The following is a 26873-nucleotide window of genomic DNA, read 5'->3' as shown; positions in this document are numbered from 1 at the left end:
CCGGGTCGGCGGCGCCGCTCCCGACCGGGGCGGCACACGTGACCCGGGGACGACGGAGGCGGTGGACGACGCGTTCGTCGTCCACCGCCTCCCGTCGTGCCGCGTCAGATGTTGAAGCCGAGCGCTCGCATCTGCTCGCGGCCGTCGTCGGTGATCTTCTCGGGGCCCCACGGCGGCATCCAGACCCAGTTGATCCGGAAGCCGTCGACGATGCCGTCGAGAGCCTGGGCCGACTGGTCCTCGATGACGTCGGTGAGCGGGCACGCCGCCGACGTGAGCGTCATGTCGATCACCGCGGTGTTCTGCTCGAGCGCGATGCCGTACACGAGCCCGAGGTCGACGACGTTGATGCCGAGCTCGGGGTCGATGACGTCGCGCATGGCCTCCTCGACGTCGGCGACCGTCGAGGGCGACGGTGTCGTGGGGGTGCTCATGCGTCCTCCCTCTCGGTGCGGGGAGCACCGGTCTTGATGAGCGCGTCGTCCAACGCGACCCAGCCGAGCAGGGCGCACTTGACGCGCGCCGAGAACTTGCCGACGCCCGTGAAGGCCGCGGCGTCGCCGAGCGCCTCCTCGGCGTCCTCGTCGTCCAGGCCCTGGCCCTTGGACTGCATCAGCTCGCGGAACGAGCCCGCGAGCCGGTCGACGGTCGACAGCGGCTGGTCGACGACGAGGTCGTGCAGCACGGAGACCGACGCCTGCGAGATCGAGCAGCCCTGACCGTCCCATCGCACGCCGCGGACCACGCCCGCGTCGTCGACGTCGACCTGGAGGGTCACCTCGTCGCCGCAGGTCGGGTTCACCTGGTGCGACTGCGCGGAGTGCACGCCCACGACCGCCTCGCCGAGCCCCCGCCCGTGCGGGAACTTCGCGTGGTCCAGGATGACCTGCTGGTACAGCTGCTCCATCGAGCTGCTCATGCGACTCCCTCGCGCTCGTCCGTCACCCCGAAGAACGCGCGGACCCCCGCCAGTGCTTCCCGGAAGACCTCGATCTCCTCGTCGGTCGTGTAGACCGCGGCCGACGCGCGTGCGGTCGCGGCAACGCCGAACCGCCGGTGCAGCGGCTGCGCGCAGTGGTGCCCGACGCGGACCGCGACGCCCGCGTCGTCGAGCACCTGCCCGACGTCGTGCGCGTGCACGCCGTCGACGACGAACGACACCGTCGCGAGGCGGTCGCGGGTGTCGGTCGGGCCGATGACCCGCACGCCCGGGACGGACGCGACGGCATCGAGCAGCAGCCCTGCGAGGTGCGCCTCGTGCGCCGCGACGGCGTCCATGCCCAGGTCCGACAGGTACGTCGCCGCCGCGCCCATGGCCACGGCCTGCGACACCATCTGCGTGCCCGCCTCGAACCGCTGCGGCGGCGGCGCGTACGTGGTCTGCGCCATCGTGACGACCTCGACCATCGACCCGCCCGTCGTGACGGGCGGCATCGCCTCGAGCAGCTCGCGCCGCCCGTACAGCGCGCCGACGCCCGTGGGGGCCAGCATCTTGTGGCCCGAGAACGCGGCGAAGTCCACGCCCAGCGCGTGCAGGTCCACGGGCAGGTGCGGCACCGACTGGCACGCGTCGAGCACCGTGAGCGCACCGACCTCGCGCGCCCGGGCGACGAACGCCGCGACGTCCGTGATCGCACCGGTGACGTTCGACGCGTGCGTGAACGCGAGCACGCGCGTGCGGTCGGTGACGACCGTCGCGAGCTCTTCGGTCCGCAGCCGGCCGTCGTCGGCCACGCCGATCCAGCGCAGCGTCGCCCCCGTGCGGGCTGCGAGCTCCTGCCACGGCACGAGGTTCGCGTGGTGCTCGACCTCGGTCACGACGATCTCGTCGCCCGGGCCGAGCGCGAACCGCTCGGCGGCCGCTCCCCCGCGCCCGACGCTTGCGTTCGACATCGCGTACGCGACGAGGTTGATCCCCGCGGTCGCGTTCGACGTCCAGACGATCTCGCCCGGCGACGCGCCGACGAACGACGCGACACGTGCACGCGCGTCCTCGAACGCCTCGGTCGCCTCCTCGGCGAGCTGGTGCGCACCGCGGTGCACGGCGGCGTTGCGCTGCAGGTAGAAGTCCTGCTCGGCGTCGAGGACCACGTCCGGCTTCTGCGACGTGGCGCCCGAGTCGAGGTAGACGAGCCGCTTGCCGCCGCGCAGCGTGCGCTCCAGCAGCGGGAAGTCGGCGCGCACGGCTGCCAGCTCGGCGGCCTCCAGGGTGGTGCTCACGGCGTTCCCCTCGATCGTCCTCGACGGCTGCGCGTGGGCGAGAGCCGGGCCCTCGCCCACGCGGGTGGTGTGGGTCAGGAGTTGACCAGGAACCGGTCGTAGCCCTCGTTCTCGAGGCGCTCGGCGAGCTCCGGGCCGCCCTCCTCCGCGATGCGCCCGTCGACGAAGACGTGCACGAAGTCGGGCTGGATGTAGCGCAGGATGCGCGTGTAGTGCGTGATGAGCAGCACGCCGACGTCGGTGTTCGAGCGCACGCGGTTCACGCCCTCGGACACGATGCGCAGGGCGTCGACGTCGAGGCCGGAGTCGGTCTCGTCGAGGATCGCGATGCGCGGCTTGAGCAGCTCCATCTGCAGGATCTCGTGGCGCTTCTTCTCACCGCCGGAGAAGCCCTCGTTCACGGACCGCTCCGCGAACGTCGAGTCCATGCGCAGGTTCTCCATGGCCGACTTGACGTCCTTGACCCACGTGCGCAGCGCGGGCGCCTCGCCGTCGATCGCGGTCTTGGCGGTGCGCAGGAAGTTCGACACCGACACGCCCGGGACCTCGACCGGGTACTGCATCGCGAGGAACATGCCTGCGCGGGCACGCTCGTCCACGGACATCTCCAGGACGTCCTCGCCGTCGAGCAGCACGGTGCCGCTCGTGATCTGGTACTTCGGGTGGCCGGCGAGCGAGTACGCGAGCGTCGACTTGCCCGAGCCGTTGGGGCCCATGATCGCGTGGGTCTCGCCGCTGTTCACGGTCAGGTCGACGCCGCGCAGGATGGGCTTGGGGCCCTCCTTCGTCTCGACGCTGACGTGCAGGTCGCGGATCTCCAGGGTGGTCATGCGGGGTGCTCCTCAGTGAAAGGTCAGAGTGTCCGGTCGACGTCGACGAGCACGCGCTCGCCGTCCAGCGTGACCGGGTAGACGGGGACGGGGGTGACGGCGGGCGGGCCGAGCGGCTTGCCGGAGCGCAGGTCGAAGCGCGAGCCGTGCAGCCAGCACTCGATCGTGCAGCCCTCCACCTCGCCGTCGGACAGCGAGACGGCGCCGTGCGAGCAGATGTCGCTGATCGCGTGCAGCTCGCCGTCGTCGTCACGCACGATCGCGACCTCGACCGTCCCGGTCTCGGCCTCGAGCTCGACGCGCAGCGTGCCGCCGGTGGGGACGTCCGACGCGTAGCACGCGAGCTGTGCGGTCATGCCTGCTCCACGACGGCGCCGGCCTCTCCGCCCTCGACAGACACCTGGTCGAGCACGGACATGGACTCCTCGAGCTCGGCCTCGATCGCGGCGATGAGGCGCTCCTCGACCTCGGGCACGCCGATCTCGTGCACGAGCTCGGCGAAGAAGCCGCGCACGACGAGACGACGCGCGTCGGGCTCCGGGATGCCGCGGGCCCGCAGGTAGAACAGCTGCTCGTCGTCGAACCGACCCGTCGCGGACGCGTGCCCCGCGCCCTCGATGAGCCCGGTCTCGATCTCGAGGTTCGGCACGGAGTCCGCGCGCGCCCCGTCGGTCAGGACGAGGTTGCGGTTGAGCTCGTACGTGTCGGTGCCCTCGGCCTCGGCACGGATCAGGACGTCGCCGACCCACACCGTGTGGGCGCCCTCGCCCTGCAGCGCGCCCTTGTAGGTCACACGGCTCACGCAGTTCGGGACCGCGTGGTCGACGAACAGGCGGTGCTCCTGGTGCTGCGACGCGTCCGCGAAGTACAGCCCGAGCATCGTGACCGAGCCGCCCTCACCGGTGAACTCGGCGTCGGGCGTCACGCGCACGACGTCGCCGCCGAGCGTCACGACGATGTGCTTGACCGTGGCGTCGCGGCCGACCGTGAGGCGGTGGGACGCGGCGTGCACCGAGCCCTCGGCCCAGTCGTGCACCGAGACGACCGTCAGGTGCGCGCCGTCCTCGGCGACGATCTCGACGGTCTCGGTGAGCGAGGCGTGGCCGACGTGGTCGATGACGACCGTGCCCTGCGACATCGCCTCGGCCCGCACGACGAGGTGCGCGGCGGTCGCCTCGAGCGGGGCGTCGTGCGTGCCCGCACCCTCGACGCCCTCGATCCGGACCGACGTGACCTTCGAGGCGACGGCCTCGCGCGGGATCGTCACGAGCGTCGCGCGCGGCACCGAGGCCCACGCGACCGCCGCGGCCCGGTCCCCGGGCTTGCCGGCCACGCCGAGACGCGCGTCGCCGCGGTCGACGATCTCGACACTCACCTCGGGCGACTCGACGACGGTGGTCAGCACGCCGTGGCCCTCGAGCACGCCGCCCGAGTCCGCGGCGAACAGCGGCGCGAGGCGCGCGACGGGCGCGAACCGCCACTCCTCCTCGCGACCGCTCGGGACCGCGAAGTCCGCGACGTCGAAGGACGTCAGGCGCTCGGCGCGCGAGGCCTCGGGGACGGCACCCACGCCGTGCGTGTGCGCGCCGTCGGCGACCGCGCGGGAGTGGTCGGTCGTCAGGCCCGACTCGTTCGTGGTGGTCGTCATCAGCCGACGGCCCCTTCCATCTGCAGCTCGATGAGGCGGTTCAGCTCGAGGGCGTACTCCATGGGCAGCTCACGTGCGATGGGCTCGACGAACCCGCGCACGATCATCGCCATGGCCTCCGTCTCCGGCATGCCTCGGGACATCAGGTAGAACAGCTGGTCCTCGCTCACGCGGGACACCGTGGCCTCGTGGCCCATCGACACGTCGTCCTCGCGGACGTCCACGTACGGGTAGGTGTCCGAGCGGGAGATCTGGTCGACGAGCAGCGCGTCGCACAGCACGTTGGACGCGGAGTGCGAGGCGCCCTCGAGGATCTGCACGAGACCGCGGTACGACGTGCGGCCACCGCCGCGCGCGACCGACTTCGAGACGATCGAGCTCGACGTGTGCGGCGCGGCGTGCACCATCTTCGAGCCGGCGTCCTGGTGCTGGCCCTCGCCCGCGAACGCGATCGACAGCGTCTCGCCCCGGGCGTGCTCGCCCATGAGGTAGATCGCCGGGTACTTCATGGTGACCTTGGACCCGATGTTGCCGTCGACCCACTCCATCGTCGCGCCCTCGGCCGCAGTCGCCCGCTTCGTCACGAGGTTGTAGACGTTGTTCGACCAGTTCTGGATCGTCGTGTACCGCACGCGGGCGTTCTTCTTGACGACGATCTCGACGACGGCCGAGTGCAGCGAGTCCGAGGAGTACACCGGCGCGGTGCAGCCCTCGACGTAGTGCACGTACGAGCCCTCGTCGGCGATGATCAGCGTCCGCTCGAACTGGCCCATGTTCTCGGTGTTGATCCGGAAGTAGGCCTGCAGCGGGATCTCGACGTGCACGCCCGGCGGGACGTAGACGAACGAGCCGCCCGACCACACGGCGGTGTTGAGCGAGGCGAACTTGTTGTCACCCGGCGGGATGACCGAGCCGAAGTACTGCTCGAAGATCTCCGGGTGCTCGCGCAGGCCGGTGTCGGTGTCGAGGAAGATGACGCCCTGCTCCTCGAGCGACTCCTGGATCTGGTGGTAGACCACCTCGGACTCGTACTGCGCGGCGACGCCGGCGACGAGGCGCTGCTTCTCCGCCTCGGGGATGCCCAGGCGGTCGTACGTGTTCTTGATGTCCTCGGGCAGGTCGTCCCAGCTGGCCGCCTGCTTCTCCGTGGACCGCACGAAGTACTTGATGTTGTCGAAGTCGATGCCCGACAGGTCCGCACCCCACCAGGGCATGGGCTTCTTCTCGAACATCCGCAGCGACTTGAGCCGCGTCTTGAGCATCCACTCCGGCTCGTTCTTGAGCCGGGAGATCTCCCGCACGACGTCCTCCGACAGGCCGCGCCGCGCGGTCGCGCCGGCGGTGTCCGTGTCGTGCCAGCCGTAGGTGTAGTTGCCGATCGAGGCGATGGCCTCGTCCTGCGTCATCGGCTGTGCCGGGTCCTGCGTGGGTGCGCTCATGCGTTCGTTCCTTCCGGGGCGAGCACAGGGGGGGTCGTGACGGTCGTGGGGTGGTCGGTCGAGGCGACCGCCACCGGGATGTTCGTCGTGCAGACGTGCCCGCCGCCGGCGAGGGTCGCCAGCCGCTGGACGTGGACGCCGAGCAGTCGCGAGAAGGCCCGTGCCTCCGCCTCGCACAGCTGCGGGAACTCGTGCGCGACGTCCTGCACCGGGCAGTGCCCCTGGCACAGCTGGACGGCGTGCCGACCAGGGACGGTCCGGGCGGTGGCGGCGTAGCCGTCGGCCGAGAGCTCGTGCGCGAGCACCTCGGTGCGTCCCGCGACGTCGTCCGGCGCGACCCCGTCGAGGGCGGGGGCGAGACGTGCCTCGAGCTCGGCGACGCGCTGCGCCGCGAAGTGCTCGACGGCGTCCGGTCCCGCCGTGTCGGCGAGGAACCGCAGTGCCTGCGCGGCGATCTCCGCGTAGCGGTGCGAGAGCGCGGACTGGCCCTGGGCCGTGACGACGTAGTGCCGGGCCGGTCGGCCGCGTCGGGCGGGACCGACGCCCGCGCCGTCGCGCACCGCGATCTGCGCGCGACTCTCGAGCACGCCGAGGTGACGCCGGATCGCGGCGGGGGTCAGGTCGAGGCGGGAGGCGAGCTCGGCCGCCGTGATGGGGCCCTCGCCTGCGACGAGCTGCAGCACGCGCTGGCGCGTGGTGGCGTCGCTCGAGTCCTCCTGCTGGGGGCGGACGGAGGGCGTTCGCTCGTCGTGCGCGGTCGTGCTCATCCCACCTCCTCGGGCACCTCGCGGGTGGCCCCGACGACACGCCCGCTCGCGGCGGATCTTCGGGGGACCGACCCGACGTCTAGACGTTCGGGCATTCGGAAACATGGTTGTTGCCAAATTCGGATCTGGCAAGGAAGGCAAGCCTTCGCCCGGCCCCATCCGGGGTGTGACGTCGCCCACCCCGCCCCCGTGTCGCGTGCGGGACGCGTGGCACCGAAGCGACCTAGACTGCTCGACCGTGCCGGCATCCGCAGTCCTCGACCACGCCGTCGAGGTGACGGGCCTCGTCAAGCGGTACGGCGGACGTGCCGTCGTCGACGGCCTCGACCTCGTCGCCCGCCCCGGGGCCGTGACAGCGGTGCTGGGGCCGAACGGCGCGGGCAAGACGACGACGATCGAGTGCTGCGAGGGCCTGCGCAAGCCCGACGGCGGCGCGGTGCGCGTCCTGGGCCTCGACCCGCACGAGCACGCGGCGCAGCTGCGACCCCGGGTCGGCGTGATGCTGCAGGACGGCGGGCTGCCCACGGGCGTCCCGGCGGCCCAGATGCTCGAGCACGTCGCCCGGATGTACGCCCGGCCCCGCTCGCTCGACGAGCTCACCGAACGGCTCGGGCTCGCGTCGTTCGCGCGGACCACGGTCCGCCGCCTGTCGGGCGGCCAGCGTCAGCGCCTGGCGCTCGCCGCGGCGGTCGTCGGCCGGCCGCAGGTCGCGTTCCTCGACGAGCCGAGCGCGGGCATGGACCCGCAGTCGCGGCACGCGGTGTGGGAGCTGGTGCGCGAGCTGCGCGACGAGGGTGTGGCCGTCGTGCTGACCACGCACCTCATGGACGAGGCCGAGGACCTCGCCGACCACGTCGCCGTCGTCGACGGCGGCCGGGTCATCGCCCAGGGGTCGGTGCGGGAGCTCGTCTCCTCGAGCGAGGACCGCACGCTGCGGCTCGACGTGGCCGCGGGGTTCGACGTGGCCGCCGCGACGACCGCGCTCGCCCGCCCGGGCACGGCGCCGCTCGTCGTCACCGAGGTCGCACCCGGCTCGTACACGGTCGTCGGCGCGGTCGAACCCACGACGGTCGCGGCGCTGACCGCCTGGCTCGCCGAGCGCGACGTCCTCGTGACGCGCCTGACCGTGGGCCGGCGCACCCTCGAGGACGTCTTCCTCGACCTGACGGGACGGACCCTGCGATGACGACGAACCACGCCGGGGCCGCCTCCCCGCGCGCCCGCGTGCTCGCGCAGACGACGTTCGAGGCGCGCGCGATCCTGCGCAACGGCGAGCAGCTGCTCGTCACCGTCGTCGTGCCGGTGCTCGCGCTCGTCGGGCTCGTGAGCGTCGACGCGCTCGACGTCGACACGCGTGGCATGAGCCGGATCGACTTCTTCACGCCCGGGATCCTCGCGCTCGCCGTGATGACCTCGTCGTTCACGTCGCAGGCCATCGCGTCCGCGTTCGACCGTCGCAACGGCGTGCTGCGGCTGCTGTCCACCACGCCGCTCGGTCGCGGCGGGCTGCTCGCGGGCAAGGTCCTCGGCGTGCTCGTCGTCGAGCTCGTCCAGGTGCTCGTCATCGGCCTGACGGCGTTCGCGCTCGGGTGGCGGCCGTCGGCCGTGGGTGTCGCGCTCTCGTTCGTCGCGGTGCTGCTCGGCACCGCGGCGTTCACGTCCCTCGCGCTGCTCGTGGCCGGCACGCTGCGCGCCGAGGCCGTGCTCGCGGTCGCGAACCTGGCGCTGCTCCTGCTCGCGTTCGCGGGCGGCGTGATCGTCCCCGCGGACCGCCTGCCCGGCGCCCTGCAGCACCTCGCCGTGCTGCTCCCCTCGGGCGCGCTCGGCGAGGCGATGCGCGGCGCGTTCCAGGTGGGCGCGCTGCCCGCATGGTCGGTCGTCGTGCTCGTGGGCTGGACGGCCGCGCTCGGGTGGGGCGCCGCACGCCTCTTCCGCTGGCACTGACCTCTCCGGCCCGCACCTCCTGCACCTGCGGCGACGCCGCGCACCGCAGGGGCCGACGTCACACCCCACGTGGGCCCCGCGGGCCCTGGCCGCGCCGTGTCGCCGCCTAGGCTTGGCCCGTGAGCGCGAGCCCCTCCGACGTCCGAACCGGTCCCGTGCGCCGCGCTCCCCTGCGCCGCACGTGGGACGCCCTGCTGGCCTGGCTGCGCACGCACGTGCGCACCGTGCTCGTGGCGAACCTCCTGCTGCAGATCGCGATCGTGGGCACCGGTGGCGCCGTGCGTCTGACGGCGTCCGGCCTCGGCTGCTCCACCTGGCCGCAGTGCGAGCCGGGCAGCTTCGTACCGGTCCTGCACGACGCCACGACGTACCACGTGTTCGTCGAGTTCGGGAACCGGCTCATGACGTTCGTGCTGAGCGCCGCCGCGGTCGCGGTGGCCTACGTCGTGTGGGCGGACCGCAGCCGCGTGCGCTCCTACCGGTTGCTCGGCTGGCTCCCGATCGCGGGTGTCGTCGCGCAGGCCGTGATCGGCGGCGTGCTGGTCCTGCTCGAGCTCCCGCCCATCCTGGTCTCGCTGCACTTCCTGGTCTCGATGGCGCTCGTCGCCGGGTCGCTCGTGCTGCTGCACCGGCACGACGAGGGAGACGGGGTCCCGGTCGTCGTCGTCGACCCGGCGACCCGTCTCCTCGCGCACGTCCTCGCGGTCCTGCTGGGCGTCGTGCTCGTGCTCGGGACGCTCACGACGGGTGCCGGACCGCACTCGGGCGACGAGGAGGTCGGCTACCGGCTGGCCGTCGACCCGCTGGTCATGGCGAAGATCCACGCCGCCGCGGTCTGGGCGTTCGTCGCCGTCCTGCTCGTCGTGCTGTGGCGCACCCGGCGCGCCGGGCCTGCCGGCTCGTCCGCCGCGCCCACGCACCGGGCGGCGCTCGTGCTCCTCGTGCTCTCCGTGCTCCAGGCCGTGATCGGGTACGTCCAGACCGCGACCGGGCTGCCGATCGCCCTGGTGAACCTGCACCTGATCGGCGCCGCCCTGCTCGCGGCGGGGGGCGCTCGGGTCTGGCTCTGCACACGGGTCCGGCGGGCCGACCACGTCGCCACCGCGCAGCAGGACACCGCCGCGTGACGCCCGCTCGCTGACCGCCCGCCAGCCGTGCACCGGCGCGCCCGGGGGCGAGAACGACAAAACGGGGTGTTCCGTGTCGGAGGTCACACCTACAGTCGCGGCATGACCGATGACAACCCGGACCGGCACGTAGGCCGGCACTCCACGACCGGGCTGGCCTCGCCGCCCGGCGCTCCGGCGAAAGCCGCCGTCGTCGCCCGCGGGCTCGTGAAGACGTACAAGGACGTCATCGCACTCGACGGGGTCGACCTCACCGTCCCCGAGGGCACCGTGCTCGGCCTCCTGGGCCCGAACGGGGCGGGCAAGACCACGACCGTCCGCATCCTGACCACCCTCCTGCACCCGGACTCCGGCAGTGCCGAGGTCGCGGGCGTCGACGTCCTGCGGGACCCGCGCTCCGTCCGGCGCAAGATCGGGCTGTCGGGTCAGTACGCCGCCGTCGACGAGTACCTCACGGGGTACGAGAACCTCGAGATGATCGGCCGCCTCTACCACCTGGGCAAGGCGAGGTCGCGTGAGCGCGCCCGTGAGCTCCTCGCCCAGTTCCACCTCGAGGATGCCGCGGACCGCCCGTCGCGCACGTACTCGGGCGGCATGCGACGTCGGCTCGACCTCGCCGGCGCGCTCGTCGCGCGGCCTCCGGTGATCTTCCTCGACGAGCCGACGACGGGGCTGGACCCGCGCGGCCGCGCGGAGATGTGGGAGGTGATCCAGACGCTCGTCGCGGAGGGCACGACCCTCCTGCTCACCACGCAGTACCTCGAGGAGGCCGACGTGCTCGCCGACGACATCGTCGTCATCGACCACGGCAAGGTCATCGCGCAGGGCACCGCGGACCAGCTCAAGCTCCAGGTCGGCGGAGAACGCCTCGAGCTCACGGTCGCGGACGAGACCGCGCTCGAGCGTGCGGGCACCCTGCTCGAGCCGCTCGGCGTCGGGGCGCCGTCCCTCGACCCGGGCCGTCGCTCGCTGCTGATGCCCGTGACCGGCGGGGCCCGCACCCTGACCGAGGCGCTGCGGCGGCTCGACGACGCCGGCATCACGCTCGACGACGTGGGCCTGCGCCGGCCGACGCTCGACGACGTGTTCCTCACGCTGACCGGACGTCCTGCGGAGGACGACGAGAACGAGACGAAGGGAGACGCATGATGGCCGTCCCGACCGTGCTGAGCGACGCCCACGTGGTCGCGAGACGCAACATCATCAAGATCAAGCGCGTCCCCGACCTGCTGGTCTTCACCACGCTCTCGCCGATCATGTTCGTCCTGCTGTTCGCCTACGTGTTCGGCGGCGCGATCCAGGTGCCCGGCGGCACCGACCCGAGCGCGTACCGCGAGTTCCTCATGGCGGGGATCTTCGCCCAGACCGTGATCTTCGGCGCCACCATCACGGGGGCTGGGCTCGCGGAGGACGTGAAGAAGGGCATCATCGACCGCTTCCGCTCGCTGCCGATGGCGCCCTCGGCGGTGCTCACGGGACGCACGCTGTCGGACGTCGTGAACAACGTGCTGGTGCTCGTCGTCATGTCACTGACCGGCCTGCTCGTCGGGTGGGCGATCCACAGCTCGGTCGCCGAGGCGGTCGCGGGGTTCCTGCTGCTGATCGTCTTCGCGTACGCCGTGTCGTGGATCATGGCGTGGCTGGGCATGCTCGTGCCGAGCGTCGAGGTGTTCAACAACGCGACGTTCATCGTGATCTTCCCGCTGACGTTCGTCGCGAACACGTTCGTGCCGCTCGAGACGCTGCCCAAGGTGCTGCAGACGTTCGCCGAGTGGAACCCCGTCTCGGCCGTCACGCAGGCGTCTCGCGAGCTGTTCGGCAACATCCCCGCGGGCGTGCCCGAGCCGACGTCGTGGCCGTTGCAGAACGCACCCCTCTACACGCTCATCTGGACCGTGATCATCCTCGCGGTGTTCATCCCGGTCGCGAACCTGCAGTACCGCCGCAGCACGAGCCGCTGAGAGACGACGCAGGCCGGTGCCCACCACGGGCACCGGCCTGCGTCACGTCACCTCAGGACGGCCTGAGCGCTCAGCGCTCCTCGGGAGCCGCCACGGGGTCCGCAGGCTCGAGCGTGTCCCAGCCCCGGGCGCGGGCCGCGACCGCGGCGAGCACGCCGACCGTCGTGGTCGGGCTCGCGAACCGGTCGCCCAGGACGCCCTCGACGGCCTCGTCGAGCGGCACCCACCGCGCAACCATCGCCGCCTCCTCGTCCTCACGGACGAAGCGCTCTGCCTCGGGCACCGGGGACAGGTCACGCGCGAGGAACACCGTGATCCGCTCGGACGAGCCGCCCGGGGTCGTGAAGAACTCCACGAGCCGCCACCAACGCCCGGCGACCAGGTCGGCCTCCTCGGCGAGCTCGCGCGCAGCCGCCCGGACCGGGTCCTCCCCGGGCACGTCGAGCAGCCCGGCCGGCGGCTCCCAGAGCACGTGACCCACCGGGTGCCGGTACTGCGAGAGCAGCAGCACGCGGTCCTCGTCGTCGAGCGCGATCACCGCGACCGCCCCGGTGTGCGCCACGTACTCCCGCACCACCTGGGACTCGCCCAGGTCGACGACGTCGCGCGCGACGTCCCAGACGCGGCCTGCGTAGACGACCTCGTGCTCGAGGACCTCGTGACGGGCCGCGACGTCAGCCGCCGGGTCGAGCGACCCGGCGTGCGTGCTGGTCAGCTCTCGTCCTGACGTGCGAGGGCCGCCGCGACCAGGCCGGCGAACAGCGGGTGCGCGCGGTTCGGACGCGACTTGAACTCCGGGTGCGCCTGCGTCGAGACGAAGTACGGGTGCACCTCACGCGGCAGCTCGACGAACTCGACGAGCGACGTGTCGGGCGAGACGCCCGAGATCACCAGACCGGCCTCCTCGAGCTGCGCGCGGTAGGAGTTGTTCACCTCGTACCGGTGGCGGTGGCGCTCCGAGATCCGCGTCGCACCGTACGCCTCGGCGACGACCGAGCCGGGCGTGAGGACCGCGTCGTATGCGCCGAGGCGCATGGTCCCGCCCAGGTCGCCCTCGCCGCCGACGATCGCGAGCTGCTCCGCCATCGTCGCGATGACCGGGTGCGCCGGGTCGTCGTCGAACTCCGACGAGGACGCACCCTCCAGGCCCAGGACGTTGCGTGCGTACTCGATGACCATGCACTGCAGGCCGAGGCAGATGCCGAGCGTCGGGACGCTGTTCTCGCGCGACCAGCGCAGCGCGCCGAGCTTGCCCTCGATGCCCCGCACACCGAAGCCACCCGGCACCAGCACCGCGTCGACGCCTTCGAGCGCCGACTGGGCGCCCGCGGGCGTCTGGCAGTCGTCGGACGAGACCCAGCGGATGACGACCTTCGCGTCGTGGTGGAAGCCACCGGCACGCAGCGCCTCGGTCACCGACAGGTAGGCGTCCGGCAGGTCGATGTACTTGCCGACGAGCGCGATCTCGACCCGGTGCGCGGGCTCGTGGACGCGCTTGAGCAGCTCGTCCCAACCGCTCCAGTCGACGTCACGGAACGGCAGGCCGAGGCGCTGCACCGCGTACGCGTCGAGGCCCTCGGCGTGCAGCACGCGCGGGATGTCGTAGATGCTCGGCGCGTCCTTGGCCGTGACGACACCCTCGGTGTCGACGTCGCAGAACAGGGCGATCTTGCGCTTGATGCTCTCCGGCACGTCACGGTCGGCGCGGAGCACGATGGCGTCGGGCTGGATGCCGATGCTGCGCAGCGCGGCCACCGAGTGCTGGGTCGGCTTGGTCTTGAGCTCGCCCGACGGACCGATGTACGGCAGCAGCGAGACGTGCAGGAAGAAGACGTTGTCGCGGCCGAGGTCGTGGCGCACCTGGCGCGCGGCCTCGAGGAACGGCAGCGACTCGATGTCGCCGACCGTGCCGCCGATCTCGGTGATGATCACGTCGACGTCCTCGTGCGCCTGCGCACGCATCCGCGACTTGATCTCGTCGGTGATGTGCGGGATGACCTGCACGGTGTCACCGAGGTACTCGCCGCGGCGCTCCTTGGCGATGACCTGCGAGTACACCTGGCCGGTCGTCACGTTGGCCGTGCCGACGAGGTTGACGTCCAGGAACCGCTCGTAGTGCCCGACGTCGAGGTCCGTCTCGGCACCGTCGTCGGTCACGAAGACCTCGCCGTGCTGGAACGGGTTCATCGTCCCGGGGTCGACGTTCAGGTACGGGTCGAGCTTCTGCATCGTGACGGTCAGGCCACGGGAGCGGAGGAGTCGGCCGAGGCTGCTCGCCGTCAGGCCCTTGCCGAGAGAGGAGGCAACTCCCCCGGTGACGAAGATGTGCCGGGTCAGATGGTCCGACCGCCCGGTGAGTCGGTGCGCGCGCTCTGTCACGGGATTCCAGCCTACCCGACGCGGGGGCCCGCGACCGTGGGCCACGCGGGTGAGTCGGGCCACTGACCTCACCTCCTGGCGCGGTCCCCGCCCTGGTGAGGCGACGCCCTGCGTTCGGCGTCACCGACGTCAGCGGCACGGCTGCTCGGAGCGGTGCTCCGACGCGGGTGCTGCGACCCGGGCGCTCAGACCTCCGGCAGGTCCGGCGTCACCGCCTGCGCGGGGACAGGCGTGCGCTCGACGCGAAGCACCTCGACGGCGGTCCGGCGGTCACCCAGCGCCATCGCGCCCGCCACGACGACGAGCGCCACGACGGCTCCGCCCGCGCCCGCACCGACCGCGGTCCAGACACCGTCGCCGGCGACCTCCTGCACCGTGTCGGCCACCCACCGGCCGGCTGCGGCCGCCACGGCCACCGCGAGCACCAGGACGACGAGCGTGCGCGGCACCCCGCCGAGCGCACCGTGGCCCGCCGCGCGGCGCAGGAGCACGAGCGCGCAGCCACCGCCCACGAGCATCCCGATGCTGGACGCGGCACCGATCGCGACGACGGCGCCACCTGCGGGCGCCTGCACGCGCACCAGGACGACGGCCGCGACCGCGACGACGCCCCAGCCGACCGCGTTGGCCGTGACCGCGAGGCGCCCGCGCTCGAGCGCGTACAGCGCGCGCGAGACGTGGAACAGCAGGGCGAAGCCGACCAGCCCGGGCATCATCCAGGTCAGCGCCGGCCCCATCTCGGCCGCGACCGTCGCGTCGTCGGCGACCACCGCGAACACGGTGGCGACCGCGCCGGCGGCCGCGACCACGGCCGCGACGCCCGCCGCGGCCGCGACGAGCACCCCGCGCGTCGTGACCGCCGCCATCCGTGCGAAGCCGGCGACGTCGCCCGCCGACGCACGCGCGGCGATCCGCGGGAAGGACGACGTGGCCAGCGGCACGACGAGCACCGCGTACGGCAGCAGGTACACCTGCTGCGTGTACAGGAACCGCGTCAGCGTGCCCTCGTCGGCGTACGGCTGCCACCACGCGACCTTCATGATCACGAGCAGCGCGAGCTGCTGCGCCGCCACGGCACCGACCCCCGCGAGGGCGAGCCGCCGCAGCCGCACGCCCACGCCGTCGGGGAAGCGCAGCGTGGGCCTCAGGCGCACGCCCAGGCGGTGGACGGGGACGAACATCGGCAGGCACATCGCCGCGACGCCGAGCGTCGTGCCCCACGCCAGCACGTCGAGCGCGTTGCTCTCGAGCGCGGTCGGGTCGGACTGCTCGCCGTTCGCGAGCGCGCCGTAGACGACGTAGGTCGCCATGACGACGAGCGAGGAGATCACGGGCGCGAACGCGGGCCAGAAGAAGCGCTTGTGGGCCTGGAGCACCGCGTACAGCAGGACCGCGACCCCGTACATCGGGACCTGGATCGCGAAGACCAGGATGAAGAACCGGATGAGGTCGACCTGCTCGGGCTCGTGCGCGAGCGCGTGCGCGATCGGGGTAGCGAGCACCGCCAGCAGGGCGGCGAGCGGCGCGAGGACCAGCAACGTCCAGCCGAGCGCACCCGAGGCGGTCCGCTCGACCTCGCGCCGGTCACCGCGGGCGATGGGGCCGGCCAGCAGCGGCACCAGCGCACCCGCGAGAGCGCCACCCGCGGCGACCTCGAAGAGCACGTTGGGCAGGAGGTTCGCGGAGTTGTACGCGTCACCGATCGCGCCGGGTCCCACCTCGGACGCCTGCAGCAACCAGCGGGCGAACCCCAGCAACCGGGACAGCACGGTCACCGCGGCGATCATCGCCGCCGCGCCGGCCAGCCCGCTCAGCGCCCGGCGAGCCCCGGGGCTCACGCGCTCGGTGCGGGGGCGTGCACCGGCCGGCGACCCCACCGGTCGATGTCCCGCAGCACGGGGGTCGCCTCGATGACGGCCGTGAAGCTCACCTTCTCGCTGGCCGCGGTCAGCCCCACCGCGGCGGCGAGCGCCGCGAGCCGCACCGGACGCGGTGCGCTCAGCACGAGTGCCGACCCGAGCGCCGCCCCGAGGGCGTTGGCGCCGCCGTCGCCCAGCATGTCGGTCTCGGCGAGGTCCTGGTCGGCCGCCGCGGCCGCAGCGCCGATCGTCGCGGCGGCTGCGACACCACCCGGACCGGACGCCACGCTCAGCGGGAGCGCCGCGATCGACGTCGCCTTGAGCGCCCGCCCAGGACGCAGGTCGAGCAGGTTGACGAGGTTGGCCGTCGAGGCGATCAGGGCGCCGGACAGCGCGACGTCCGTGCCCCACCCGAGGAGCCCGCGACGGCTGCCGTCCGCGGCCGTGCGCGGGGTCGCGATCGCCGCGGCCAGCAGCGCTCCCGCGCCGATGCCGAGCACCTTGAGGCCGCCCGTGGTGACGCGTCCGTGGGCCAGCGCGCCGAGGTGACCACGCAGGCCCTTGCGACGGTCGTCGAGGTCCTCGGCGAGGTCGTCGACGATGCCGAACGCCGCACCCGCGGCCGTCGCGATCCCGACGGCTCCCGCGGCGCGCGCGCTGGGCGCGGCGAGCACCGCGCCGGCGACCAGACCCGCCGCGACGGCGGGACCCTCGAGCATGCTCACGGGCTCGCCGCGGTGGTTGGTCCGCAGCCAGCGCTGCTGACCGCCGGGTGCGTGCTCCTCGAGCACCGCCCGCACGACCGCGGTGACGGTGCGTGCGGTCACGGCCGCGCCGAACCGGCGCGCGAGGCTCATCCCCCGCTCCCCGCGTCCGCGGTCTCGTCGTCGGTCGTCCCGCCGTCCGGCGTCTGCGTGTCCGGGTCCACGACCGGCGTGCGGTCGACGGGCGCGAGCTCGACCACCGGGGGCACCGGGGTCTCGTCGTCGCCGAAGCCGTAGTGACCGTTCGTCCCGGCGATCCGCGCCGCGAGGGCGAGCGGGGTCGAGACCTGGCCGGTGACGACGTCCGCGCCCGAGACCGTCGTCAGGGCACCGGCGAGCGTCTCGTCGGCCAGCACGGCGTCGACCAGGCTGCCGTTGCCACGCTGCCCGTCCGCCAGGACCGCGCCCTCGGAGAGCTCCTGGGCCGCCGCGACCACGGCGACCTGGGCGGCGACGACATCCTTGTCGGCGTCGGAGTCCGCGCCCGGCGTGGGCGTCGCGGCGGCGTCCGTCGCGGGCTGCGTCGGGACGCCGAGCACGACGACCGCATCGGCGCCCGTCACGACCGGGTCCGCGAGCGTGATCATGGGGTTGTCGCCCTGCGACAGGATCGCCAGCACGTTGGTCGCGTCGGCCGTCAGGGCGTCCGGCGACGCCGGGTCGGCGCCCGTGAGGCCCTGTACGAGCGCCTGCGCGAGCTGCTCGTCGAGCGTCGCGTCGTCGGCCGGTGCGGGGTCGAGGTTCTCGAGAAGCAGACCGACGAGAGCGTTGCGGAACGACCGCAGGTCCGGGTCGTACCACGCGTCGGTGAGCGCGGCGTGCGCCGTGACGGTCGCCCCCGCCTGCGCGAGCCGGTCGTCGATCGCGGTCCGCTCCCCCTCCGGGACGTCGCCGAGGGCGATCACCGCGACGCGACGGTCCTCGAGCGAGCCCGCGAGCAGCGCGGGACCCGCGGCGTCGACGAACTCCTGGGCGTCCGCGAGGTCGCCGGAGGTCGCGTCGAGCTGCGTGCGCAGCTCGTCCTTCTCGGTGCGCAGCTGGTCGACCTGGCCGGTCAGCGTGTCGCCGATCGTCTCCTTGAGAGGACCGGCGCCCAGGGCGATCCCCACGGCGAGCGCGAGGAACACCGAGATGAGCGAGACGAGGTGATAGCGGAAGTCGATCACGAGGTGGTCTTTCCGTCGGTCCGGTGGGTGCTCATGCGCCGCCTCCGAAGAGGCCGCGGACCCACGAGGTGAAGTCGTCGATGCGCGCACCCACGAGCCCGAAGAACGTCTGGCCGGCCTCGGTGGAGGCGAGCGCGACGCCGAGCGCGAGCAGGCCGGCGAGCACCAGGAGGGTGAGCTGCAGGTTGGAGATCCGCTGCCGGTACAGCCGGGAGACGCCCTTGGCGTCGATGAGCTTGCCGCCGACCCGCAGCCGGGTGAGGAACGTGCTGGCCATGCCCGAGCGGCCCTTGTCGAGGAACTCGACCAGGGTCGCGTGCGTGCCGACCGCGACGATGAGCTCAGCGCCCTTGTCGTCTGCCAGCAGCATCGCGACGTCCTCGCTCGTGCCGGTCGCCGGGAACACGACGTGCGGCACGCCGAGCTGCTCGACCCGGGCGATGCCGGGTGCGCGGCCGTCGCGGTACGCGTGCACGACCACCTCGGCGCCGCAGGTCAGGGCGCGGTCCGAGACCGAGTCCATGTCGCCGACGATCATGTCCGGCCGCCAGCCGGCCTCGAGGATCGCGTCCGCACCACCGTCGACCCCGATGAGCACCGGCCGGTACTCGCGGATGTACGGCCGCAGCGTGACCAGGTCCTCCTTGTAGTGGTACCCGCGCACGACGATGAGCACCTGGCGGCCGTCGATGCGCGTGTCGATGTCCGGCACACCGACACCGTCGAGCAGGAGGTCCCGCTCGCGTCGCAGGTAGTCCATCGTGTTCGCCGCGAACGACTCGAGCTGGACGGACAGGCCCGCGCGGGCCTCCTCCATCGCGAGCGCGATGATCGCGGACGTCTGCTCCACGCCCTCCGCGACGAGCGTGTCGCCGTCGTAGACCGCGCCGTCGAGCACCCGCAGCTGGTGGCCCTCGGGGATCGCCATGACGTCGGGACCCAGGTCGTCGACGAGCGGGATGCCCGCCCCGACCAGGATCTCGGGGCCGAGGTTCGGGTAGCGGCCGGACGTCGAGCGCGCGGCGTTGAGCACCGCGGCCGGCTGGCAGGCGACGAGCGCCTCGGCCGAGACGCGGTCGAGGTCCTCGTGGTCGATGACGGCGATCTCGCCGGCGCGCAGCCGCTTCGTCAGCGACTTGGTGCGACGGTCGACACGGGCGGACCCGGCGATACCGGGTTCAGGCGTGGGCGGGCGACGACGGAGCGTGGATCTCATCGTCCGTCATCGTCCCACGCCAGACAGCTCCAGGAGCTCGGCTGCGTGCGCGCGTGCCGCGTCCGAGTCCTCCTGACCGCTGAGCATGCGGGCCAGCTCGCGTACACGGGCCTCGTCCGTGACGGACGTCACGTCCGAGGCGGTCACGACGTCGACACCGTTGTGTGAGGACTTCGTGACGACGAGGTGATGGTCCGCGAAAGCCGCGACCTGGGCGAGGTGCGTGACGACGAGGACCTGGCTGTCGCGGGCGAGCGACGCGAGCCTGCGCCCGACCTCGACGGCCGCCTTGCCACCGACGCCGGCATCGACCTCGTCGAACACGAAGGTCCCCGGCCGGTCGGTTCCGGCACCCTCCGCGAGCGCGACCTCGAGCGCCAGCATCACGCGGGACAGCTCCCCTCCCGACGCGCCCTTGCCGAGCGGCCGCGCGGGGGATCCCGCGTGCGGGACGAGCAGCATCGCGACGTCGTCGCCGCCGTACGGACCGAGCTCCTCGGAGGCGGTCACCTCCACCTCGACGCGCGCCCCGGCCATCGCCAGCCCGGCGAGCTCGGCCGAGACCACCGTGGCCAGCCGCTCGGCGGCCGCGGTGCGCGTCGCGCTCAGGACTCCCGCGAGCTCGCGCAGCCGTGCGTCGAGCGCGTCCCCGCGCGCGCGCAGATCCTCGATGCGCTGGTCGCCGCCCTCGAGCTCGAGCAGACGCAGGCCGGCGGTCCGGGACCACTCGAGCACCTCGGCGACGTCGCTGCCGTAGGCGCGCGTGAGCGTCGCAAGCTCGGCGCGCCGCTGGTTGACGACCTCGAGCCGACGGGGGTCGGCCGCCAGGTCACCCGCGTACGCGGACAGCTCCGCGGCGGCGTCCGCCAGGAGGTAGCCCGCCTCTCCCACCCGCGTCGCGAGCTCGGCGAGCGCGGGGTCGTGCCCGGCGACGTGCTCGAGCGCTCGACGGGCGTGCTCGACGAGGTCCGTCGCGCTGGCCGGCTCGGCCCCGCTCTCGTCCCCCGCGAGCGCGGTGTGGGCCGTCGCCGCCGCGACGCGCAGCTCCTCGGCGTGCGCGAGGCGCTGCTCCTCGGTCGCGAGCTCGACGTCCTCGCCGGGCTGCGGGTCGACGCGCTCGACCTCCGCGAGACCGAGCCGCAGGAGCTCCGCCTCGCGCGAGCGGTCCTGCGCGCGCTCGACGAGCTCGGCCAGCTCCTGGCGGACCCGGGCCCGCTCGGCCCACGCGTCGCGGTACGCGCGCAGCGTGCTCGCGTGCTCCGGGCCCGCGAACTCGTCGAGCGCCGCACGCTGGTGCGCGGGCGAGCGCAGCCGCGCCTGGTCCGCCTGCCCGTGCACCGTGACCAGCGTCTCGGCGAGCTCGGCGAGCACCGCCTGCGGCACCGACCGGCCACCGACGAAGGCGCGCGAGCGACCCGTGCCCGACTCCCCCGCCGCACCGACCGTGCGCACCAGGAGCAGGCTCCCGTCGTCGTCCGTCTCGCCACCGGCCTCGAGCGCGCGGGCGAGCGCCGGGTGGTCCGCGGCGAGCACGACACGCCCCTCGACCGAGGCGCCCGAGGCGCCCGTCCGCACGGTCGCCGGGTCGGCCTTGCCGCCGAGCAGCAGCGACAGCGCCGTGAGCACCATGGTCTTGCCCGCACCGGTCTCGCCGGTCAGCACGGTGAGACCGGGCCCGAGCACCACCTCGGCGCTGCCGATCACGCCGAGATCGGCGATCCGGATCTCCTCGATCACCTGGCACCCGCCTCGTCGTCGAGCTCGGCGCGGCCCCGCCACCCCTCGACGGGCAACGCGAACTTCTGCACCAGCCGTGTCGTGAACGGTGCGGGCCAGAGCCGCGCGAGCCGCACCGGGACGTCGCTGCGCGTCACCTCGACGCGCGCGCCCTGCGGGACCTCGAGGGTCCTGCGACCGTCGCAGGTCAGCTGGCCGGGCGACGGCGACCGCTCGAGCACCTCGAGCGCGAGCCGGCTGCCCGGACCGACGACCAGCGGGCGGGCGAAGAGCGCGTGGGCGGCAACCGGCACGAGGATCATGCCGTCGACGTCCGGCCACACGACCGGGCCGCCCGCGGAGAACGCGTGTGCCGTCGACCCCGTCGCGGTCGCGGCCACGACGCCGTCGCACCCGAAGCTCGACAGCGGCCGTCCATCGACCTCGACGGCGACCTCCAGGAGCCGCGAGCGGTCACCCTTCTCGAGCGCCGCCTCGTTGAGCGCCCAGTCGGTGCGCTCCTGACCGTCCGGCAGCAGGACGCGCACGTGCAGCGTGACCCGCTCCTCGACCTCGAAGTCGCCCTCCGTGAGCCGGCGCACGGCCTCGCCCACGTCGTCCCGCTCGCTCTCGGCGAGGAAACCGACGTGGCCGAGGTTCACACCGAGCAACGGCACGCGCGTGCCGCGCGTGAGCTCGGCGGCGCGCAGGATCGTTCCATCACCGCCGAGCACGACGGCGAGCTCGAACTCCGGCAGGTCGCTCGCGACCGCGTCCTCGGCGGCCAGCACCGCCTCGATCCCCGCGGACTCGAGCACCCGCACGGCCTCACGCGTCGCGGTCACCGCGGCACGGCGTCCGCGGTGCGTGACGATCAGGGCTCGGCGCGTCACAGCTCACCTCCGGGCGCCTCGCCGCGCACCACGCTCGCGATCCGCTCGGCGGGCACCTCGGGCGACGGCCGCGGCGTCAGCCACAGGAAGTACTCCACGTTGCCGCTCGGTCCGGCCAGCGGGCTCGTCACGACCCCGCGCACCGCGAGACCGAGCTCGGCCGCGGCCCGCGCCACCCCGACGACCGCGTCGGCGCGCAGCCCGACGTCACGCACGACGCCGCCCGAGCCCAGGCGCTCACGCCCGACCTCGAACTGCGGTTTCACCATGACCAGCAGGTCCGCGTCATCGGCCGCGACCGCGGCGAGCGCGGGCAGCACCAACGGGAGCGAGATGAACGACAGGTCGGCGACGACGAGCGACGGAGCCGGCAGCACGTCGCCCGCAGCGAGCGTGCGCACGTTGACGCCCTCGCGCACCTCGACCCGCGGGTCGAGCCGCAACCGCTCGACGAGCTGGTCGTGGCCGACGTCGACCGCGCACACGGAGGCCGCGCCGCGGCGCAGCAGGACATCGGTGAAGCCACCCGTGCTCGCACCGGCGTCCAGGCACGCCCGCCCGCTCACGGCGAGCGCGGGCAGGGCCTCCAGCGCGCCCGCGAGCTTGTGACCCGCGCGGGAGGCGTACTCCGGTTCGTCGGTGGCCGCGACGGTGACGCCGAGCTCGGGCGTCACCGACGTCGCGCTACGCCGGGCGGGCTGACCGTCGACGAGGACGCGCCCCGCGGCGATCAGCTCCCCCGCGTGGCGGCGCGAGCGGGCCAGGCCTCGCCGCACCAGCTCGGTGTCGAGTCGGGTCGTCACGCCGTCAGCCCTGCGCCTCGGCCAGACGGTCCTGAAGGGCGCCGTGCACGGCGTCGAACGCCGCGACGTGCTCGGTCAGCGGACGTTCGGCGAGCCCGTCCAGCACGCGCAGCGCCTCGTCGACCGCGGCGTCACCGGTCTGCCCGGGCTCGACCGGGCCGCGCTCGACGTCGGCTGCCGGTCCGGCCTCGTCACGGATCGCGGCCGCGCGCACCCGGGCCGAGAGCTCGGCCGGGGAAGGCATGCTCGCACGCTGCGTGTCGTCCACGACGACGGCCTCCTTGTCTCGCTGGGCGTACCTGTCCGGGCCGCTGCTGGTCCGCGGATGTGGCGCTGGTCCGCGGATGCCCGGCGCACGTCAGCGGATGCTGGCGCACCAGGCGCGCCCCACGCTACCCGCAGGCCCGGACGCCCCGCGGGCTCAACTCACAGGCGTCGGCCTCCCTGCTGCCTCCGGGGCCGGCCCCGTCACCCGTGTGCAGCACCGCGCCTCGCGCACGGGTGAGACCACGCCGGCACCGCCGGACGCCCCCGCCTCCCCGCGCGCCCACCCTCACGCAAGCGCGTCCTCACGCAAGATCGGTCGCGAGCTCAGGCACGCTCGACTCGTCGAGGGTCGCGCCCGCGTCGACCGCGGACCACGCCGCCGCGCACGCGGCGCGCACCTCGTCGAGCTGGGACGCCGGCGACCCGTCGCCGCCTCGCCCGAGCTCGAGCACGCCGTCCACGACACGCGCCGACGCCCCGCGACACGTCCACCAACCCTCGGGCCCTGGCTCGGGCTCGGGGTGCGGCTCGTGCAGGGCGCGCAGGTCGGCCCCGATCAGGTGCGGGCGCTCCCCGGGGTGGGCGAGCACGTCGTCGCGCGCGGAGCTGACGCCCGTGAGCACGTGCAGACCGACGAATCCGCCCGACCGGGCTCCCGCCAGGTCCGTGTCCAGCCGGTCGCCGACGACGAGCGCGTCCCGCGCCCCAGCCCGCTCGACCGCCATCCGGTACATCGTCGGCGACGGCTTGCCCGCGCTGTCGGGCGTCACCCCCGTGGCGGCGCGCACCGCGCCGACGAGCGAGCCGTTGCCGGGCGCGAAGCCGCGCGCCGTCGGCAGGCTCAGGTCCAGGTTCGACGCCACGTGCCACGCACCGCGCTCGATCGCGTACGCGGCCTCGGCGAGCTGCGCCCACCCGACCTCGGGCGCGAAGCCCTGCGCGACCGCCGCAGGCTCGTCGTCCGCCGAGTCGACGACCTCGTAGCCCGCCTGCCGCACCGCGGTCCGCAGACCCGCGCCGCCCACCACGAGCACGCGCGCGCCCCGCTCGAGGCGCGACCGCAGGAGCTGCGCCGCGGCCTGCGCCGCGGTCATCACCTCGGCCGGCGTCGTCGGGATGCCCAGCCCGGTGAGCTGGTCCGCGACCGACTCGGGCTCGCGCGACGCGTTGTTGGTGACGAACACCAGCCGCATGCCGCGCTCACGCGCACCCGTCAGCCCGTCCGCCGCGTGCTCGATCGGCTCGTGCCCGCGATACGCCACCCCGTCGAGGTCGACGAGCGCCAGGTCGTACGCCTCGGCGGGCGCCACGGGCGCCCCGACCAGTCCTGCCTTCACTGCTGGGTCTCCCCGCTGCTCTCCTGCGCCGAGCTGTCGCGCTCCGGCTCGCCGTCGACGGCCACGTCGTCCGCGGGCGCCTCAGGCTGAGCCGCAGCGACGGCGTCCTCGTCTCCCGCGACGTCGTCGCTGCCGTCCTCGTCGTCCGTCCGTGGGCCGGCGCTCTCGCGAGCGTCCTCGTCCACGGGCATCTCGTCGTCGTCCGCGAGGTCGAACACGACGACCTCGTCGTCCTCGTCCTGCGCACCCTCGCCGGTCGCCTCCGCGAGCTGCTCGGGGGTGAACCGTGCGAGCTCGCCCTCGGCCTCGCTCACGCGTCCCGCCGCCTCCAGCGCGGTCGCCCGCGCGACGGCGACCCGCACCGCGAGGGCACCCGTGGCGGCGCGCACCTCGGCCGTGCCGAGCGCCGCGACGGCAGCCTCGGGCTCGCCGAGGTCGAGGCGGGCGCCGCTCACGACGATGGCGAGCTCGACCCGTGCGTCCGCCGGCAGCGTCTCGGCCTCGGGCGTCTGCGCGAGCGCGATCGCCCGTTCCGGACGATCGAGCCCTCGCTCGCAGTCGGCCATGATCGCCAGGTGCTCCGACGAGCCGTTGAGCCGTCGCACCGTGCGCAGCTCCCGCAACGCCTCGGCGTACCGGCCCGTGCGGTAGGCCGCGAGGCCCGCCGCCTCACGCACGACGTCGACGCGTCCCCCGCTGCGCACCGCGGCCTGCGCGTGCTCGTACGCCAGCTCAGGGTCCACGTCGAGCAGCCGCCCGACCATCACCAGGTGACGCCCGACCTGGTTCGCGTTCTCCTTCGACAGCGTCCGCAGGGGTGCCCGCGCCGCCCGGTCGAGGTCGCCGAACACGACGTCCTCGGGGATCTCCGGGCCGGACACGCGCTGGTCCTGCGGCGGACGCGTCGGCCGCCGCTCGCCCCCACGCGGGTCCGCGCCGGGTCGACCCGACGGAGCGGAACCCGAACCGCGCGACCACGACGGACGCGCGAAGGCGTCGTTGCTCAGCCCGTCACGACCACGGCGCGTGTCGCCACCGGGACGACGAACATCCTGGCGACCCCGATCGCGTCCGCCGTCGGTCCACTCACGACGGGGGCCCTGACCGCGCCCGTCGCCGCCCGCACCGGGGCGGTCGTCGCGAGGACGTGCACCGCGAGCACGGTCGTCCTGCGGACGACCCGCCCAGCGTGCGGAGGCGTCACGCTCCGAGGAGGGGCGCGACCCACGCCCGTCGCGACCACGCGACGCCGCACGCTCGCCCGCGACGTACGGCCGGTCGCGACGAACGTCGTCGCCCGTGCGACCGGACCGGTCGCGACCGGCACCCGAGTGCTGATCCCCGTCGCGCCAGCTCGTCCGACGCTCGTCACCGGCCGCGCCGGACGAGCGCTCGCCACGCTGTCCGCCACCATGGCCGCCGCGGTATCCGCCGCGGCTGTCGTCACCGTGGCCGCGCTGCTGCGGCCCCTGTCGCTCCGTGCTCGCACTCCACGATCCACGCGAGCGATCGCCGGCCACACCGCGAGGACCCGCAGCACCGCGCCGGTCACCCGAGCTCGCCGCGCCGCCGGAGCGCCCGCCAGGACCGGACGGGCGCCCACCGGCCTCGTAGGCACGCGAACCCGATGAACGCAGACCATCCTCGTACGAGCGTGAGCCCGACGAACGCGAGCCACCCTCGTAGCCGCGCGAGCCCGACGAACGCGGGCCCCGCGCGTCGGGGCGCTGCCCGCCGCGGGACGAACTCTGGCCGCCTTCGTACGGCCGTGCATCGCGTGCCGAACGCTCACGGTCGGCGTACGAGCGTGAACCGGACGATCGCTCGCCGTACGGCCGCGCACCGGACGACCCGGCACCGTCGGTCCGCCGGCTGTTGCCGTACGACCGCTCACCCGAGCCGTACGACCCGCCGCGCGCGGTACGTGAGCTGCCGGACGAGCGCTCTTCGCCGCCTGCGTCAGAGCGACGCTCACCGCGCGAGCCGCCCGGGCCCTGACCAGCCGCCGTCCGCCAGTCGCCACCGCGACCAGGCGCGGCGTCACCGCGACGAGCAGCCGACCGGTCGTCGGAGCGCCCGTACGACCCACCGCGCCGCTGACCTGACGACCCCGTGGGACGCCCGGACGAGCGGCCCGCCTGCGCGCGCCCGCTCTCGCTCGATCCCCGCCGGACGTCGTCCCGGCGTCCGGCGTCGCCCGTGCGACGGTGCTGGTCTCTCGAGCGGCCTTCGTCGCGGCCCGTGGTGTCGTCGCTGTTCATGTATGTGCTCTCCTCGCGTGAGCGAACATCGTCTCATCCGTCGCGCGCTCGCACCGCACGGATCGCGGTCGCCAGGACGTGACGCTCGACGCCACGGCAACAACTCCGCTCCCCGATCCCGCACCACCGACGTCGCCACGTTCGCCGCGCCCATGGAGCCGGCCCGGCCGCCCGCAGGGAAACCAGGGCGCGCACAGCCGCTGGACGTGCACGACAACTGGTTCGCGCCACTCGTCCCGGAACAATGTGTCGGGAAACAGAAGAAGCCACCCCGTG

25 protein-coding genes are annotated in these 26873 nt (G+C 73.7%); 5 read left to right on the top strand and 20 right to left on the bottom strand.

The annotated features are described in order from the left end of the window. Nucleotides 1-104 precede the first annotated feature (104 nt). From CPE01_RS11770 to CPE01_RS11735, 8 genes are all read right to left on the bottom strand, one after another. Nucleotides 105-434: a metal-sulfur cluster assembly factor gene (locus CPE01_RS11770; RefSeq protein WP_146806943.1), complete on the bottom strand. Its 330-nt coding sequence runs from the start codon at nt 432-434 to the stop codon at nt 105-107. After that, nucleotides 431-919, bottom strand: coding sequence for a Fe-S cluster assembly sulfur transfer protein SufU (gene sufU, locus CPE01_RS11765; protein ID WP_146806941.1), 489 nt, complete (start codon nt 917-919; stop codon nt 431-433). Before sufU ends, CPE01_RS11770 begins: the two co-directional genes overlap by 4 nt. Continuing rightward, complete coding sequence (locus CPE01_RS11760; protein WP_146806939.1) at nt 916-2220, bottom strand: SufS family cysteine desulfurase; 1305 nt, start codon at nt 2218-2220, stop codon at nt 916-918. The genes sufU and CPE01_RS11760 overlap by 4 nt, the downstream gene beginning before the upstream one ends. A 74-nt stretch (nt 2221-2294) precedes the next feature. Next, a complete protein-coding gene (gene sufC, locus CPE01_RS11755) occupies nt 2295-3050 on the bottom strand; it encodes a Fe-S cluster assembly ATPase SufC (protein WP_146806937.1) in 756 nt (251 codons plus the stop codon). Between the two features lie 23 nt (nt 3051-3073). Further along, nucleotides 3074-3406 (bottom strand): non-heme iron oxygenase ferredoxin subunit, encoded by a 333-nt coding sequence (locus CPE01_RS11750; RefSeq protein WP_146806935.1) that lies wholly within the window; start codon nt 3404-3406, stop codon nt 3074-3076. Beyond that, nucleotides 3403-4698, bottom strand: coding sequence for a Fe-S cluster assembly protein SufD (sufD, locus tag CPE01_RS11745; RefSeq protein ID WP_146806933.1), 1296 nt, complete (start codon nt 4696-4698; stop codon nt 3403-3405). The genes CPE01_RS11750 and sufD overlap by 4 nt, the downstream gene beginning before the upstream one ends. After that, nucleotides 4698-6137 (bottom strand): Fe-S cluster assembly protein SufB, encoded by a 1440-nt coding sequence (gene sufB / locus CPE01_RS11740; RefSeq protein ID WP_146806931.1) that lies wholly within the window; start codon nt 6135-6137, stop codon nt 4698-4700. Before sufB ends, sufD begins: the two co-directional genes overlap by 1 nt. Then, on the bottom strand, nt 6134-6904 hold the full coding sequence (locus CPE01_RS11735; RefSeq protein ID WP_146806929.1) for a helix-turn-helix transcriptional regulator: 771 nt from the start codon (nt 6902-6904) through the stop codon (nt 6134-6136). Before CPE01_RS11735 ends, sufB begins: the two co-directional genes overlap by 4 nt. A gap of 238 nt (nt 6905-7142) precedes the next feature. On the opposite strand from CPE01_RS11735, the gene CPE01_RS11730 reads away from it, so the two are divergent. The 5 genes from CPE01_RS11730 (at nt 7143) to CPE01_RS11710 (ending at nt 11936) form a co-directional block, all read left to right on the top strand. Next, on the top strand, nt 7143-8090 hold the full coding sequence (locus CPE01_RS11730) for an ABC transporter ATP-binding protein (RefSeq protein WP_246783899.1): 948 nt from the start codon (nt 7143-7145) through the stop codon (nt 8088-8090). Further along, on the top strand, nt 8087-8848 hold the full coding sequence (locus CPE01_RS11725) for an ABC transporter permease (RefSeq protein WP_146806925.1): 762 nt from the start codon (nt 8087-8089) through the stop codon (nt 8846-8848). Before CPE01_RS11730 ends, CPE01_RS11725 begins: the two co-directional genes overlap by 4 nt. Before the next feature lie 119 nt (nt 8849-8967). Continuing rightward, the gene (locus CPE01_RS11720; protein WP_146806923.1) at nt 8968-9975 is read left to right on the top strand and encodes a COX15/CtaA family protein; all 1008 of its coding nucleotides are present in this window, start codon (nt 8968-8970) and stop codon (nt 9973-9975) included. Nucleotides 9976-10077: 102 nt separating this feature from the next. After that, complete coding sequence (locus tag CPE01_RS11715; protein WP_146806921.1) at nt 10078-11124, top strand: ATP-binding cassette domain-containing protein; 1047 nt, start codon at nt 10078-10080, stop codon at nt 11122-11124. Continuing rightward, nucleotides 11124-11936, top strand: coding sequence for an ABC transporter permease (locus CPE01_RS11710; protein ID WP_146806919.1), 813 nt, complete (start codon nt 11124-11126; stop codon nt 11934-11936). Before CPE01_RS11715 ends, CPE01_RS11710 begins: the two co-directional genes overlap by 1 nt. A gap of 70 nt (nt 11937-12006) precedes the next feature. On the opposite strand, the gene CPE01_RS11705 is transcribed toward CPE01_RS11710, so the two are convergent. From CPE01_RS11705 to CPE01_RS11650, 12 genes are all read right to left on the bottom strand, one after another. Then, the gene (locus tag CPE01_RS11705) at nt 12007-12651 is read right to left on the bottom strand and encodes an NUDIX domain-containing protein (RefSeq protein ID WP_146806917.1); all 645 of its coding nucleotides are present in this window, start codon (nt 12649-12651) and stop codon (nt 12007-12009) included. Continuing rightward, the gene (gene pyrG, locus CPE01_RS11700; protein ID WP_146806915.1) at nt 12648-14315 is read right to left on the bottom strand and encodes a CTP synthase; all 1668 of its coding nucleotides are present in this window, start codon (nt 14313-14315) and stop codon (nt 12648-12650) included. The genes CPE01_RS11705 and pyrG overlap by 4 nt, the downstream gene beginning before the upstream one ends. 185 nt (nt 14316-14500) lie before the next feature. Then, complete coding sequence (murJ, locus tag CPE01_RS11695) at nt 14501-16153, bottom strand: murein biosynthesis integral membrane protein MurJ (protein ID WP_146806914.1); 1653 nt, start codon at nt 16151-16153, stop codon at nt 14501-14503. Next, nucleotides 16150-17031: a hypothetical protein gene (locus tag CPE01_RS11690; RefSeq protein ID WP_146806912.1), complete on the bottom strand. Its 882-nt coding sequence runs from the start codon at nt 17029-17031 to the stop codon at nt 16150-16152. The genes murJ and CPE01_RS11690 overlap by 4 nt, the downstream gene beginning before the upstream one ends. Next, complete coding sequence (locus CPE01_RS11685; RefSeq protein ID WP_146806911.1) at nt 17028-18104, bottom strand: copper transporter; 1077 nt, start codon at nt 18102-18104, stop codon at nt 17028-17030. The genes CPE01_RS11690 and CPE01_RS11685 overlap by 4 nt, the downstream gene beginning before the upstream one ends. Nucleotides 18105-18135: 31 nt before the next feature. Continuing rightward, nucleotides 18136-19320: a putative cytokinetic ring protein SteA gene (gene steA / locus CPE01_RS11680; protein ID WP_146806909.1), complete on the bottom strand. Its 1185-nt coding sequence runs from the start codon at nt 19318-19320 to the stop codon at nt 18136-18138. A 6-nt stretch (nt 19321-19326) separates the two neighbouring features. After that, nucleotides 19327-21057 carry a DNA repair protein RecN gene (recN, locus tag CPE01_RS11675; RefSeq protein WP_146806907.1) on the bottom strand — a complete coding sequence of 577 codons (1731 nt, stop codon included), beginning with the start codon at nt 21055-21057 and terminating at the stop codon, nt 19327-19329. Continuing rightward, nucleotides 21054-21929, bottom strand: a complete 876-nt coding sequence (locus tag CPE01_RS11670; protein ID WP_146806905.1) for an NAD kinase — start codon at nt 21927-21929, stop codon at nt 21054-21056. Before CPE01_RS11670 ends, recN begins: the two co-directional genes overlap by 4 nt. After that, nucleotides 21926-22732: a TlyA family RNA methyltransferase gene (locus CPE01_RS11665; protein ID WP_146806903.1), complete on the bottom strand. Its 807-nt coding sequence runs from the start codon at nt 22730-22732 to the stop codon at nt 21926-21928. Before CPE01_RS11665 ends, CPE01_RS11670 begins: the two co-directional genes overlap by 4 nt. Before the next feature lie 4 nt (nt 22733-22736). Next, nucleotides 22737-22976 carry a hypothetical protein gene (locus CPE01_RS11660; RefSeq protein ID WP_246783898.1) on the bottom strand — a complete coding sequence of 80 codons (240 nt, stop codon included), beginning with the start codon at nt 22974-22976 and terminating at the stop codon, nt 22737-22739. 325 nt (nt 22977-23301) lie between these two features. Then, entirely contained in the window at nt 23302-24336 is a 1035-nt protein-coding gene (locus CPE01_RS11655) for an HAD-IIA family hydrolase (protein WP_146806901.1), read from the bottom strand. Further along, nucleotides 24333-25217 (bottom strand): tetratricopeptide repeat protein, encoded by an 885-nt coding sequence (locus tag CPE01_RS11650; protein WP_246783897.1) that lies wholly within the window; start codon nt 25215-25217, stop codon nt 24333-24335. Before CPE01_RS11650 ends, CPE01_RS11655 begins: the two co-directional genes overlap by 4 nt. Nucleotides 25218-26873 lie beyond the last annotated feature (1656 nt).

Origin of the sequence: Cellulomonas persica, assembly GCF_007989825.1 — a bacterium.
In the GTDB taxonomy this organism is placed as follows: domain Bacteria; phylum Actinomycetota; class Actinomycetes; order Actinomycetales; family Cellulomonadaceae; genus Cellulomonas; species Cellulomonas persica.
Note: the sequence above shows the minus strand (reverse complement) of the source record. Positions and strands in the feature narration are given on the sequence as shown.

What these genes read in the sequence shown, in the direction of transcription:
- CPE01_RS11770 (WP_146806943.1), bottom strand. Translation starts at nt 434, where the DNA reads ATGAGCACCCCCACGACACCGTCGCCCTCGACGGTCGCCGACGTCGAG.
- sufU (WP_146806941.1), bottom strand. Translation starts at nt 919, where the DNA reads ATGAGCAGCTCGATGGAGCAGCTGTACCAGCAGGTCATCCTGGACCAC.
- sufC (WP_146806937.1), bottom strand. Translation starts at nt 3,050, where the DNA reads ATGACCACCCTGGAGATCCGCGACCTGCACGTCAGCGTCGAGACGAAG.
- CPE01_RS11750 (WP_146806935.1), bottom strand. Translation starts at nt 3,406, where the DNA reads ATGACCGCACAGCTCGCGTGCTACGCGTCGGACGTCCCCACCGGCGGC.
- sufD (WP_146806933.1), bottom strand. Translation starts at nt 4,698, where the DNA reads ATGACGACCACCACGAACGAGTCGGGCCTGACGACCGACCACTCCCGC.
- sufB (WP_146806931.1), bottom strand. Translation starts at nt 6,137, where the DNA reads ATGAGCGCACCCACGCAGGACCCGGCACAGCCGATGACGCAGGACGAG.
- CPE01_RS11735 (WP_146806929.1), bottom strand. Translation starts at nt 6,904, where the DNA reads ATGAGCACGACCGCGCACGACGAGCGAACGCCCTCCGTCCGCCCCCAG.
- CPE01_RS11725 (WP_146806925.1), top strand. Translation starts at nt 8,087, where the DNA reads ATGACGACGAACCACGCCGGGGCCGCCTCCCCGCGCGCCCGCGTGCTC.
- CPE01_RS11715 (WP_146806921.1), top strand. Translation starts at nt 10,078, where the DNA reads ATGACCGATGACAACCCGGACCGGCACGTAGGCCGGCACTCCACGACC.
- CPE01_RS11710 (WP_146806919.1), top strand. Translation starts at nt 11,124, where the DNA reads ATGGCCGTCCCGACCGTGCTGAGCGACGCCCACGTGGTCGCGAGACGC.
- CPE01_RS11690 (WP_146806912.1), bottom strand. Translation starts at nt 17,031, where the DNA reads ATGAGCCTCGCGCGCCGGTTCGGCGCGGCCGTGACCGCACGCACCGTC.
- steA (WP_146806909.1), bottom strand. Translation starts at nt 19,320, where the DNA reads ATGAGATCCACGCTCCGTCGTCGCCCGCCCACGCCTGAACCCGGTATC.
- CPE01_RS11660 (WP_246783898.1), bottom strand. Translation starts at nt 22,976, where the DNA reads ATGCCTTCCCCGGCCGAGCTCTCGGCCCGGGTGCGCGCGGCCGCGATC.